We start from the raw sequence: 13,262 nt of genomic DNA, 5'->3' as shown, positions 1-13,262 counted from the left end.
GCGGTGAATATACATTGTGAAATCGCGTCCGGGATAACGACCAACACATTAAATAGCAATCGTAAAAGTTTTCGAAAAAATTTAAAAAAATTATAAAATTCCTATTGACTTTTGTCCTACACTTGATATATAATACATCTTGCGTTGAGGAAATAACAAATCAACGAAATAGGAAATGCGCCTTTAGCTCAGTTGGTAGAGCACCTGACTCTTAATCAGGGTGTCCAGGGTTCGAACCCCTGAAGGCGCACTGAAAGCACTGTTTTTGCGGACAAAGCGATTGCCGCGGGGACGGTGTTTTTTTGTGCCCTTAAAGCCAGTAAAATCAACTCTTGCCGCTTCACATCCTTCTCTAATCAATCTCTCCAATCGTTCCGACTCCAGTTCCAATACCTGTCCACCCATAATCTCACCAATTCCTTTCTTCACCCGGGGGGATTCCTTGAAAATATAATCTGCAATTCTGTCAATCAATTCAATCAGATCTCGATAGTGTTTCTCTTTTCCCACATCCAGAAGTTCTTTCTCCAGTCTTTCCCCGATAAGTCTATATTCCTCCATCAATTGCTGAAATATGCTATCGTCTTCATCAATTTCTTTAACTCGGAAAACTCCGATATTTATCTTTTGTAAAGTAAAAAATCCCTTCCTCCTTATGCCCTATTTTGCATGAATACATTTTATTTTTCTATCCCAATTTTTCAGAAACCTAGAGCGTGTTTGAAAAATATTACTTTAAGCTTGAATCTCTTAAATAAAACCAATATACTCATATTAGAATTTTTCTGTATCGTCCAAGAGGTCGAAGCTGCTTCTGCAAAAATGAACAAACTTCAGGTTATACCAAAAATTAAGGAAGATCAGAAAACAAAGGAGGAAAAGAAATGCTTGAAAAAGGAAAAAAATTTTTAAACATCTGCTTAAGCACGTTCCTGTTGCTGTCAATAATATTCCTGTTCAGTGTACAGAATGTAAAAGCAGAGGAAGAAACGGATACGATCAATCCAGATGAAATCCAGATGTCAGTAGACAGCCTGCTCACAGGCATCAGCTCCAAAGGATTTCATCCAAGCAAAAGAAACTATCTTTCCATTCGTGCTGGAGTATCATTTAACACCGAACAGGACCTTGAGGGCACAGCCATCAATGTACGTCTTAGGATTCTAAACAAATCTGGTAAATATGTTTATGAAAAAACATACAAAAACATTGGCGGAACAAATTTCTGGGGCGATCCGGTCACTTCTTTTGAACATAAAACCATTCGCCTTGACTGGAACGGAAAACCCTCAAAAGGAAATGAAGCTGGGAAAAAGCCCACAGCCTACGCATCAAATGGCACTTACAAAGTTGAGCTTTTCTATTATGTAGAAAAAGACCAGATCTGCATAAAATCTGTCACCAAAACCAAAAGTTTTAAAGTATCTTCCAAAGCCCCATCCGGAAGCAAAGGTCTCGCAGCTTCCACCACAATTCCAGAATACACCGGAGTCGATACTGTAGACTACATGGCAGAAAAAATGATCCAGTCAGCCAAAATAAAGCTCACTATGAGCCAGGATGAAAAAGTTCGACGTATCTACCACTGGATGACTGTAAACTTCAAGCATAAACACGCCGATGAATTTGTAAAAGCCAAAAATTACTACGATCTCACCAGCACCAAAGCCCAGAAGCGGATTAAAAACTACAAGAAAAAGACTCTCCAGAACTACCAAAACGGCAAACTTATTTTCGGTGGCTCCTCCTGGTCATCCTTTATGGCTCCTTATATGCAGAAACGCGGCGGAGTCTGCAGCGACCAGGCCGCAATCTTTGTCATCCTCTGCAACCACGTAGGCGTAGATGCCGGTGTCTGCAACGGCTACTATAAGAATCTGGATGGCACCAGAGCCGGCCACAGTTGGAACTATGCCATCGTAGATGGTAAAAAATATTACTACGATGTAGACGTAGAAATCCAGAACTACAGTAAAGGTCAGGGCGATTACTACTGGTATAAAAAAACCTTAAAACAGGCAAAGAAAAATCATATCTTCCAGTAACGCCAAAATAATATCAAAAACATTATAAAGAAAGCCCTTTGCAGAGGAAATTTTCTCCGCAAAGGGCTTCTTAATATAATTCCATATTTTACCAGAATCTCATTGTAACTTCTCTATAGTTTTTCGGAGCTTCAGACAAAATATGCCCTGTAATGAACAATTTATTTTGTCAGACATTTTATGTTTTTTATCTCTAATTGTAATATTTTCCGCGAATATTCTATAATATTTTGATTTTGTAAAAGTCAATACCTTTTTGCCGATTTCTGTCGAATTTTACATTTTCATAACAATAACCAAAACATTTGTTTCGATTCCCATTATGTAAATCAACTCATCCACATGCTTTTCCATGTGGATAATGTGGATAACTTTGTGCATAACTTGATTTTTCAACATTTTTTCATATTTTTGAAAGTGGAAAACTTTCTACCTATTAATTCACCTATCCACATTTTTTTTAAGTCTTTGTGCAATCTGCTAATTTCAACACTTTTCGACATTTTCCCTTGCAAAATATCGTATTTACAATACCTTACAAAATACACACAAATCAATTTTATTCTCTCACCATTCCCCTTTGTATTGTGGCATGGTTACCGTTCGCAACCTTCACAGTAACAAGCTTCGCAATGCACAAAAATCATGCTTTGCATGATTTCGCGCCGCAATTCTCGGGTTTTCTGCGAACCTTGTTCAAAAAAGCATCTCGCGGAATGTTATCAGCGAATAACAACGTGGCAGACTCCCGTCACTGTACAAAAAGGCCGGGGAAACCTTCCCCGGCTGTAAATGTCAGAACAGGATAACCGGATTTCATATCCGTTTTATCAAATGCTCCGCTCCCTCACTCTTATTCACTAAAGAAGCCGTCCGCTTCAATGTAAGTTCCTACTCCCACAGGCGCCTCATAATCATAGTTGGAAATCTTGATTCCAGACGCAGATGTACTTGCATGGATAATCTGTCCATTTCCAATGTACAGTGCCACATGGCTGATTCCGCTTCCATAGAAAATCAGATCTCCTGGCTCCAGATCTTCCACGCTTTTTTTCGCTGATTGATTATACTGATCTGCTGCTACTCTGGGCAGTGAATAGCCAAACTGTGCAAACACAGACATTACAAACCCGGAACAGTCTGCTCCGTTTGTCAGACTTGTCCCACCGTAAACATAAGGATTTCCCTCAAACTGCAGCGCAAAATCCACGATTTGCTGACGAATCTCTTCCTCAGAAAGTACCTCCTCTGCCTCTGCAGTCTCTGTCATCCCAGCTACAAATGCCTCGCCCGCCTTTTCCACAGCAGCCTTAGTCGCTGCAAACGCAGTCTGTGGAAAAATCATCTGAGAACAGACCGTTATACACATTGTCATTCCGCAGATCAGTTTTTTCATTTTATTTTTTAACATTCATACACCTCTCAATTTATATAAAATCGCCCTTCAAAATGTTACATTTATATTAAGCATATGTAACAATTACGCATAATATCACAACAATCTGTTACCGTCAATTTTGCTCCCACAAATAAAAAAATCGCCTTTTCCGTGAAATCCAACAACTTCCCCATGACATCCCCAACTAATTTCGTCATTCCCGTCAGTCTTGTACACAAAATACACATAATCTTAAAGCCATGGAACCAAATATTTCGCATACTACACTGAAATTCTCAATAATATAGTAGAAATCCCCCAGAGCAGAGGGCATCCTATGTCAAACAGACCAAAATTCACCGCCGCTATTCTGGCTTTTTTTCTTATTATCTGCTTCACATTTTCCTGGCTTTTCAGTCATGTCTTCTCCGAAAATGCCCGCTTCGAAAACTTCGCGGAGTCCATATTTGAAAAAGAGGTTTCCGGAAACGCCCTGAATCTTCATTATTCCCTGGCTTATCCGGAAAAACAGGGCATCTCACGCACCCGCGCTACCCTTGGCACAATACATCCCAACAATGAAAAAGCCTCTGCCCAGTGCCAGGAATATGTAAAAAAGCTGAAAAAATTTTCCCAGTCAAAGCTCAGTACTTCCAATCGCCTGACCCTTGATCTGCTCCTCCTTTACTACCACACCGAAGCCTCTCTGGGCGACAATTATCTTTTGGAAGAGCCGCTTAGCCCAAGCCTCGGGATCCAGGCGCAGCTGCCTGTACTGCTGGCCGAATACTCCTTCTACACCAATCAGGACATCACCGACTACCTAAATCTGCTCTGCAGCACAAAAGAATATTTCCAGAGCATTCTCGCCTTTGAACAGACAAAATCTGATGCCGGATTTTTTATGTGCGACGAAACTCTGGAACGCATTCAGGACCAATGCCGTGCTTTTATTCAAAACCCGGATTCCAATTATATGCTGGAAATTTTTTCCCAGAAACTAAAAGCCTATGGAAAGCTTTCCGAAAAGGACCAGGAACAGCTGAACCTGACCCATAAACAGATTCTGAAAGAAAAGGTTCTCCCCGCATATCAAATGCTGATAGAAGGTCTGGAGCAGCTTCGGGGAACAGGCAAAAATACCGGAGGACTGGTCAATTTTTCCGGTGGAAAGGAATATTACCAATATCTTCTAAAAAGCCAGGTGGGAATCTACATACCTGTGGAAAAACTGGAAAAGCGCCTCACCCAGCAGCTTTCCACCGATTCTCAGGAAATTTCAGAACTTTTGAAACAGCATCCACAACTTCTCACATTGCTAAATGAGAAAATGGATTTGCCAGATATGGAGCCCACACGGGTCATGGAGCTTCTGGAAAAAAATATTCAGCAGGATTTCCCCTCCACTGCTTCTGTAGATTTCGAAATCCGGTCTGTACATAAATCCATGGAAGAATTTCTCAGCCCGGCGTTTTACCTGACACCGCCAATGGACACAGGAGCGCCAAATGTTATTTACATCAATCATGGACGGCAAATTTCCAATCTGGAGCTTTTTACCACGCTGGCGCACGAAGGCTTCCCCGGTCATCTTTACCAGACCGTTTATTTCGGACGACAAAGTCCATCCCATATCCGGTATCTCATCGATTACAGCGGATACGTGGAAGGCTGGGCCACTTATGTGGAAAGTTACGCGTATGATTATGCAGCAGATTATCTGTCTGCCGGCACCTTATCCTCACAGGAAGCTTCTGCTTGCACGCGACTTTCCTGGCTGAACCGCAGCGTGAATCTGTGCATTTACTCCCTGTTGGATGTGGGAATCCATTACCACGGCTGGACTCCTGCGCAAGCCGCCCGCTTCCTGAAACTTTTCGGAATCCGTGATGCTGCTGTCACGGCCGAGATTTACCGATATATCACCGAAACACCTGCTAATTATCTGAAATACTATGTGGGATATCTGAATTTTCTGGATCTGAAAGAAGAACAGCAGTCCCTCCTTGGCGAAAACTTTGATCTGAAAAGTTTTCATCAGAAGATACTGGAAATCGGCCCTGTGCAGTTTCCGGTTTTGCGAAAATACATGAACGAGAAATTATGATTGCCTCTGAAGCTGCAGTATTTTCGCCCGGCTTCTGCCTGCCAGATCCACGCGCAATATTACCCGAAAATTCCCGAAATGCTGTAACATTTTTTTAAATATTTATGTAATAACTTCTTTCTTTGAGCACAATAATTTGCTATAATGAACTCACATTGAAAATATGCAGGAGCAATCTGATTTTCTGATCCTGCTGGTCATATTTTCCTACATTAGAGAAGGGCAAAATCATGAAAAAACGAGATAATCTCCCATTAAATTATAAAGAACGCCTGAATTCCAGAACCAGCTTTCTGGTATCCATCGCGGTTCTGGTGGTTCTCTGCCTGGTGTTTAACCAGATGGACTACACCATGATCCGCCAGCCAGCCGCCCAGGCGAAAAAAGCAGCTGACTTACAAAAACAGAAGGAAGAAGAGGCAGCTGCCACCACCCAGGAAGTCACTACAGCCACAGTTCTTGCAGTTGGGGATAACCTGGTTCAGCCAAGTCTTCTTGCATCCGGTCAGTCAGAAACCGGCGCCTGGAATTATGACAGTGTTTATGCTAATCTGAAATCCGATATACAGGCTGCCGACATTGCTATGGTCAATCAGGAAACACCTTTCACCACAGACCACAGCGCAGTCAGCGGTACCGCGCCTTACGCCACTCCTACAGAGATTGGCGACGCACTTGTAAATGCCGGATTTAATGTGGTCACATCTGCCACAGCACTGATCGATGACAATGGTTCTTCCATGATCAACGAAACTTTAAATTACTGGGAAACCAGCCATCCGGATGTCACTCTGGTTGGTATTCATAAAAACCAGTCCGGTATAGACACTCCGAAGATTGTAGAAATTAACGGAATCAAGATTGCGTTCCTTAACTATACCTTCCCGTCATATGGAAGCCAGACTGTAAGCTCCGGCGACAGCACTGATAGTTCTGATGGTTCTGCAAACGACTCTGCCAGCTCGGATACTTCCGGCAGTTCAACAGGAGATGCAGACAGCTCTGGAAGTACAGATACATCCACTTCCGGAAAAGGCTCTATGATTGACACGTTCAGCACTGCCGATGTTGCAGCCGCCATCAAACAGGCCAAAGCTTCCGCAGACTGTGTGATTTTCTCTGCAAACTGGGGCAAGACCGAAGAACCAATGCCTACCGAATACGAAAAAGAATGGGCCAACTTCCTTATGGAGCAGGGTGTTGACGTTGTGATCGGAACCAATCCGAATGTGCTCCAGCCATATGGCTACCTTACAGATGACTCTGGTCACAACATGCTGATCTACTACTCCCTTGGCAACTTCGTTACCGGTCAGGAAACACTGAAGCAGCTTCTTGGCGGAATGGCAGCCTTTACCATTCAGAAGACTGTAGACGGCGACCAGACCAGCATCCAGATCCAAGATGCCACACTGACACCGCTGGTTATGCATTACAGCTACGATACCCTGGAATATGCACCATATAAGCTGGACGATTATACAGACGCTCTAGCATCTGCACACAGCGTCCGCCAGTCCATCGGAGATGAATTTTCCCTGGAAAACCTTCAGACAAAATATGATGAAATCATGTCCATGAACGTCACACCATCTACTAAGACGGATCTTCTGGATGTCACATTTGATTCCGACGGAAATATGCTGGATTCCAACGGAAATTACGTGGAGGATAATGATTCCATCACCTCCTCCTGGTACTATCAGACACTTGCCACCCAAAGCAGTTCCAGTTCTGACGGCTCTGGATCAGACCATTCCGGAGCAGACGCATCTGATGACAATTCAGAAGGTTAAATGTCACTGTTCACCGGTAACGTTCCGCGAGGTGTTTGTGTGAACAAAGTTCATACAAAACCCGAAACCTTTGACGCGAAATCATGCGAATGCATGATTTCTATGCATTACGAAGAGCGTTTCTGTGAACAGAGTTAGCAGAACCAAAAATAAATTACGCCCCATACCAGGTTCAATATTACTAATGACAAAATCTGCAGTACTATAATATATAGGCTGCAGATTTTTGTTATTCCGGCATTCCAAACATTTTTTTGTCATCAAATGGCTGGTATACAATTCCTATTTACTGCAAATCAGATAGTATCTATGTCTTATTGTCACGAAAACCAGTCATTTATCACATATAGGTTGTTTTTTCAGACAAAATCAGATAAAATTTATAGTAGAGTAGTAACGATTCCGCACATTCACAGTGATATCCTTCTGGATACACAGAAATCATGTTTTATACGATTTCGCGCCGCATTTCTCGTTTTTTCTGTGAACTTCGTTCACAAAAACACCTCGCGGAATAATGTCTGCTGAATCGTTATGTAGAATAATTAATAAAATCATTTTCGGACAATAACTGTACAAATTAACGAAACCACTATGTCTGCTCACACAGGCACCACCAGATATGAAATCCATGGTTTCTGCGCCAATGCACTCCTGCTATTGGCATCAGGTGGCATTCGTTTACATAATTTTTCCAGTCATTGACCGGTCAAAAAGAAAGGAGTTACAATATGGGACTTATTAAAGCAGCACTTGGCGCCGCAGGCGGTACACTTGCAGATCAGTGGAAAGAATTTTTCTACTGTGATGCCATCGACAATGACGTTCTGGCAGTAAAGGGGCAGAAGCGCACATCCAAACGTTCCTCCAATACCAAGGGAAGCGACAACATTATCACCACCGGATCCGGAATCGCAGTCGCAGACGGACAGTGTATGATGATCGTAGAGCAGGGCAAGATCGTTGATATCTGCGCAGAGCCAGGCGAATACACCTACGATGCTTCTACCGAGCCAAGTATTTTCTCCGGAAATCTGGGCGACGCCATCATGAACACTTTCCACACTATTGGCAAGCGTTTCACATTCGGCGGTGACACTGGCAAAGACCAGCGTGTTTACTATTTCAATACCAAAGAACTGGTGGACAATAAATTCGGAACTCCGAACCCGATTCCATTCCGTGTTGTAGACCAGAACATCGGACTGGACATTGATGTTTCTGTCCGCTGCAGCGGTGTTTATTCCTACCGCATTGCAGACCCGCTTCTCTTCTATTCCAACGTCTGCGGAAACTTTGAACAGCAGTACGACAGAGAGCAGATCGAGGGACAGCTGAAAACAGAATTTATCTCAGCTCTTCAGCCGGCATTTGCCAGCATTTCCCAGCAGGGAATCCGTCCAAGCGCACTTCCGGCTCATGCAATGGAGCTCTGTGATGCCATGAACCAGGCTCTCACCCAGAAATGGAGTCAGCTTCGTGGTCTCGTGATCGTATCTGTTGCCATGAATCCGATCACTCTTCCTGAGGAAGATGCCCAGATGATCAAAGAAGCTCAGCGTATGGCTATCCTCCGCAATCCTGCCATGGCAGCCGCTACTCTTGCAGGAGCACAGGCAGACGCCATGAAGACAGCAGCAGGCAACGCTGGCGGTGCCATGACCGGTTTCATGGGCATGAATATGGCAGGCATGACTGGCGGTTTTAACGCACAGAATCTTTACGCTATGGGACAGCAGCAGACAGCTCAGGCACAGCAGATGGCACAACCACAGCCAAATCCGGCCGTATCCCAGGCTCAGGCAGGCGGTTCTGCTCCGGCAGCTGACCAGTGGAAATGCTCCTGCGGTGCTATGGTTTCCGGTAATTTCTGCCCGGAATGCGGCGCGAAAAAGCCTCAGACACCTGCAGCAAATGCAAGCTGGACCTGTTCCTGCGGCGCTGTAAATACAGGCAAATTCTGCACCAACTGCGGTTCTCCGAAACCGGCTATGAAGCCTCGGTACCGCTGTGACAAGTGCGGCTGGGAACCGGAAGATCCAACCAATCCACCGAAATTCTGTCCGAACTGTGGCGATCCATTTAATGAAAACGATACCCAGTAAAAAAGCAGCATAAAAGGAGATGAACTATGTCCGATTTACTTGAATATAAATGCCCCTGCTGCGGCGGAGCAATCGAATTCAACAGTAAGCTCCAGAAAATGAAATGTCCTTACTGTGACACTGAATTTGATATGGAAACCGTCAAAGAATTTAACGAAGCAGCAGCTAACCAGCAATCTGATGAATTGAACTGGGAAAGTGCTTCAGACAACTCCTGGAAGGAAGATGAAGCCAGCGGAATGTCCGTTTACATATGCCAGTCCTGCGGCGGAGAAATCGTTGCCGATGAAAGCACAGGTGCTTCCTCCTGCCCATTCTGCGGCAATCCGGTAGTAATGTCAGGCAAATTTTCCGGTACCCTGCGTCCGGATTTTATCATTCCGTTTAAGCTGGACAAAAAGGCAGCCAAAGAAGGTCTGACCAAACATCTTCACGGCAAGATCCTTTTACCCAAAGTATTTAAAAAGGAAAACCACATTGATGAGATCAAAGGTGTCTATGTGCCTTTCTGGCTTTTTGACACCGATGCCTCTGCAGATATCCGCTATCATGCTACCAAGACCCGTTTCTGGAGTGACAGCGACTATGATTACACGGAAACCAGCCATTACTCTGTTTTCCGTGCTGGAAACATCGGGTTCGACCAGATTCCGGTAGACGGTTCTTCCAAAATTGACAATGATTTAACAGAGTCTCTGGAGCCTTACGTAATTTCTGAGGCTGTGGACTTTGCTACTCCTTACCTGGCAGGATACGTTGCGGACAAATATGATGTATCCGCAGAAGAATCTGCTGAGCGCGCTAACCAGCGTGTAAGAAAAGCCGCTGAGGATGCTTTTCGCGATACGGTCATCGGTTATGACAGCGTTACCCCTGAAGATACCCGCATTCAGTTAAAAGGCGGTAAAACCCACTATGCCCTTTTCCCAGTATGGCTCCTTTCCACCACCTGGAAGGGCAACCACTATCTGTTCGGCATGAACGGACAGACTGGTAAATTTGTAGGAAATCTGCCTGTAGATAAAGGTATTTTCACTAAATGGTTCCTTGGACTTACTGCAGGTTTTTCCGTTGCTGCTTACGCCATTGCATGGCTGATTCACACATTTTGTTAAGGAGGAACATGCCATGAAAAAACAATCATTTGGAATTATTCTGGCGGCAGCGCTGGGAGCAGGAAGCCTTTTCAGTGCAGTTATTCCAGGCACAGATGCGCTTTTTAATACTGCTTTGCCAGGTACGGGAGCTGTTACGGTACAGGCCGCAGCTTCCAACAGCTTTGGCGGATCCGACAGCGAGGAAGATGACTCTTATCAGGACTTTGCAGCCTCCGAATTTTCCCTTGTCCTGGACGAGGCAGATCTTCTCACAGATGAGGAAGAATCCCAGCTTCTGGATAAGCTGGAAGCCATCACCGGGGAATACAACCTGGAAGTGGCAGTTGCCACAGTAGAGTCTAAAGAAGGCAATGAGATGAACTTCTTTACAGACCATTTCTTCGATGAGAATGGATACGGAACCGGCGAAAACCACGACGGAATCCTGTTCATGGTCAGCATTGGCGACCGTGAATGGCACATTACCACCCACGGATATGGTATGACTGCGTTTAACGATGACGGACTTGCTTATCTGAAGGAAAATGTAGAGCCTCTGTTAAAGGATGAAAACTTCTACGGCGCTTTCGATACCTACGCAGATCTGTGTCAGGATCTGTTGGAAATGGCTGCTAACGGGGAGCCTTATACAGAGCCCTTTTCTCCCATATGGATTCTCATTTCCCTGGGAATCGGTCTTGTGCTTGCGTTTCTGTGCACCATGGGCATGAGAGCCCAGCTGAAAAGCGTACGGACACAGGACAGCGCAGTGGATTATGTGCGCCAGGGAAGTATGGCACTGACAAGATCAAACGATATTTTCCTGTATCACACAGTTACCAAAACAGCGAAACCGAAGGATAGTGACAGTTCCTCCGGCGGCTCAGACAGCGATCACGGAGGTACAGGCGGAAGCTTCTAAAAAGATTCCTTCTTGCAGAATTGCACTGCGGCAGGTCGCCTCGAACGACACCTCCCCTTCCGCCGCAGTGCGATTCTGCCTGGTAATAGGAAATTCCAACAGCATTTCCTATTACAACATAAAAAAGAACTCGATTCATACATGGCAAATAAATGTACTTAGAGCCTCTTTGAAAAAGACTCCCGCATTTATTTACTTTGAATCGAGTTCTTTTTATATATCAGCTAAACAGACATTTCACCTTCCGGCAGCATCACCATATAGGAAAGCCAGCCGGATCAGTCGTCTTCCATCTCCTCTTTCTTCTTTGCAGTCTCAAACACATAGTCATTTCCCGGAAGAACGGCGTTCAGCAGGATTCCTACAATTGCAGCAAGTGCAAGTCCTGTAAGAGTAATATGTGCGCCTGCGATGGTAAATGTAAGTCCATCGGAAATGCCAAGACCACAAACCAGGATAACCGCTGTAATAACCAGGTTACGAGAACGTGTCAGGTCTACTTTGTTCTCAACTACATTACGGACACCAACAGCAGAGATCATTCCATAAAGAATAAAACTGATACCACCGATGATCGCAGACGGAAGGGAACTAATCACCTCAGCCATCTTCGGGATAAAGCTGAGGATAACTGCATAAATAGCAGCCAGACGGATTACCTTCGGGTCGTAAACACGGCTCAGAGCAAGAACACTGGTGTTCTCTCCGTAAGTTGTATTTGCAGGTCCACCGATCAGTGCTGACAGAGAGGTTGCAAGTCCGTCACCCAGAAGTGTACGGTGAAGCCCCGGGTCTTCGATGAAATTGCGGTCAACCGTTGCGGAAATAGCAGAAATATCGCCAATGTGCTCCATCATGGAAGCAATTGCGATCGGTGCCATTGCAAGGATTGCAGTAATGTTAAATTTGCAGAGGAAGAATTTCGGAACACCTACGATCGGCGCACTTGCTACTCCTGCAAAGCTGAGGATAGCACTTCCATCTGCGTTTGTCATACCCAAGGCATTCATGATCAGGGCAACCACATAAGAAACAACAATACCCATCAGAATCGGAATAATACGGAACATTCCAACGCCCCAGATGTTGAAGAAAATAACAGTTCCAAGTGCGATCAAAGCAAGGATCCAGTTCTGGGATGCGTTGCTGATTGCAGACGGTGCAAGGCTAAGACCAATACAGATAATAATCGGACCAGTTACAACCGGAGGCAGATAACGCATGACGCGCTTTACGCCAATTACCTTAACGATCATTGCAAGTACCAGATACAGAAGTCCTGCTACAAACACACCACCGCATGCATATGGAAGCTTCTCTCCATAAGACATGTTGGCAAAAATTCCGGTGTCAAGCTCTGCAACGGTGGCAAATCCGCCAAGAAATGCAAATGATGATCCTAGGAATGCAGGTACCTTCAGCTTAGTCAGTACATGGAACAGAAGTGTTCCAAATCCGGCACAGAACAGGGTTACCTGAATGGATAAGCCCTCGCCGTGAAAATAGTTGTTTACCAGGATCGGCACCAGAATGGTAGCGCCAAACATGGCGAACATATGCTGGAGCCCCAGAATCAGCATCTGTGGGATTCCCAGCTTTTTGGCATCATAAATGCCCTCAACTCTGAATTTCATAAATATAGTTCCTCCTTTTCCCTTAGAGCCTGTTCACAACCTGACTGGTAACGCACTTCACACTGCACAGAAATCATACATTCGCATGATTTCTTCCAATACGGTCTATACTGTGAACAGCAATCGTTACTGTTCACTGGTAACGTTCCGCGAGGCGTTTTTTGTGAACAAAGTTCAC

Annotated in this window: 8 protein-coding genes and 1 tRNA gene; 7 read left to right on the top strand and 2 right to left on the bottom strand. The window is 44.6% G+C overall.

The features are described 5' to 3' along the window. Positions 1-177 precede the first annotated feature (177 nt). A tRNA-Lys gene (locus LIZ66_RS17820) sits at positions 178-250 on the top strand. Between the two features lie 634 nt (positions 251-884). After that, a complete protein-coding gene (locus LIZ66_RS17815) occupies positions 885-2,045 on the top strand; it encodes a transglutaminase-like domain-containing protein (protein ID WP_148463727.1) in 1,161 nt (386 codons plus the stop codon). A gap of 853 nt (positions 2,046-2,898) precedes the next feature. On the opposite strand, the gene LIZ66_RS17810 is transcribed toward LIZ66_RS17815, so the two are convergent. Continuing rightward, positions 2,899-3,456, bottom strand: coding sequence for a C40 family peptidase (locus tag LIZ66_RS17810; RefSeq protein WP_227201153.1), 558 nt, complete (start codon positions 3,454-3,456; stop codon positions 2,899-2,901). 304 nt (positions 3,457-3,760) lie between these two features. Here LIZ66_RS17810 and LIZ66_RS17805 point away from each other — a divergent pair, with 304 nt between their 5' ends. The 5 genes from LIZ66_RS17805 (at position 3,761) to LIZ66_RS17785 (ending at position 11,450) form a co-directional block, all read left to right on the top strand. Beyond that, positions 3,761-5,530 carry a DUF885 domain-containing protein gene (locus tag LIZ66_RS17805; protein WP_227201154.1) on the top strand — a complete coding sequence of 590 codons (1,770 nt, stop codon included), beginning with the start codon at positions 3,761-3,763 and terminating at the stop codon, positions 5,528-5,530. 230 nt (positions 5,531-5,760) lie between these two features. Continuing rightward, positions 5,761-7,326: a CapA family protein gene (locus LIZ66_RS17800; RefSeq protein WP_173716924.1), complete on the top strand. Its 1,566-nt coding sequence runs from the start codon at positions 5,761-5,763 to the stop codon at positions 7,324-7,326. A gap of 731 nt (positions 7,327-8,057) precedes the next feature. After that, on the top strand, positions 8,058-9,431 hold the full coding sequence (locus LIZ66_RS17795) for an SPFH domain-containing protein (protein WP_173735399.1): 1,374 nt from the start codon (positions 8,058-8,060) through the stop codon (positions 9,429-9,431). Positions 9,432-9,457: 26 nt separating this feature from the next. Beyond that, complete coding sequence (locus tag LIZ66_RS17790; RefSeq protein ID WP_227201155.1) at positions 9,458-10,546, top strand: TFIIB-type zinc ribbon-containing protein; 1,089 nt, start codon at positions 9,458-9,460, stop codon at positions 10,544-10,546. A 13-nt stretch (positions 10,547-10,559) separates the two neighbouring features. After that, entirely contained in the window at positions 10,560-11,450 is an 891-nt protein-coding gene (locus LIZ66_RS17785; protein ID WP_227201156.1) for a TPM domain-containing protein, read from the top strand. A gap of 278 nt (positions 11,451-11,728) precedes the next feature. Here the strand turns inward: LIZ66_RS17785 and LIZ66_RS17780 are convergent, their stop codons facing one another. Continuing rightward, the gene (locus tag LIZ66_RS17780) at positions 11,729-13,084 is read right to left on the bottom strand and encodes a uracil-xanthine permease family protein (protein ID WP_118579324.1); all 1,356 of its coding nucleotides are present in this window, start codon (positions 13,082-13,084) and stop codon (positions 11,729-11,731) included. Positions 13,085-13,262 lie beyond the last annotated feature (178 nt).

Origin of the sequence: Blautia faecis (genome assembly GCF_020554845.1) — a bacterium.
Classification (GTDB): Bacteria; Bacillota; Clostridia; order Lachnospirales; family Lachnospiraceae; genus Blautia_A; species Blautia_A faecis.
Note: the sequence above shows the minus strand (reverse complement) of the source record. Positions and strands in the feature narration are given on the sequence as shown.

What these genes read in the sequence shown, in the direction of transcription:
- LIZ66_RS17790 (WP_227201155.1), top strand. Translation starts at nt 9,458, where the DNA reads ATGTCCGATTTACTTGAATATAAATGCCCCTGCTGCGGCGGAGCAATC.
- LIZ66_RS17785 (WP_227201156.1), top strand. Translation starts at nt 10,560, where the DNA reads ATGAAAAAACAATCATTTGGAATTATTCTGGCGGCAGCGCTGGGAGCA.
- LIZ66_RS17805 (WP_227201154.1), top strand. Translation starts at nt 3,761, where the DNA reads ATGTCAAACAGACCAAAATTCACCGCCGCTATTCTGGCTTTTTTTCTT.
- LIZ66_RS17795 (WP_173735399.1), top strand. Translation starts at nt 8,058, where the DNA reads ATGGGACTTATTAAAGCAGCACTTGGCGCCGCAGGCGGTACACTTGCA.
- LIZ66_RS17780 (WP_118579324.1), bottom strand. Translation starts at nt 13,084, where the DNA reads ATGAAATTCAGAGTTGAGGGCATTTATGATGCCAAAAAGCTGGGAATC.
- LIZ66_RS17800 (WP_173716924.1), top strand. Translation starts at nt 5,761, where the DNA reads ATGAAAAAACGAGATAATCTCCCATTAAATTATAAAGAACGCCTGAAT.
- LIZ66_RS17815 (WP_148463727.1), top strand. Translation starts at nt 885, where the DNA reads ATGCTTGAAAAAGGAAAAAAATTTTTAAACATCTGCTTAAGCACGTTC.
- LIZ66_RS17810 (WP_227201153.1), bottom strand. Translation starts at nt 3,456, where the DNA reads ATGTTAAAAAATAAAATGAAAAAACTGATCTGCGGAATGACAATGTGT.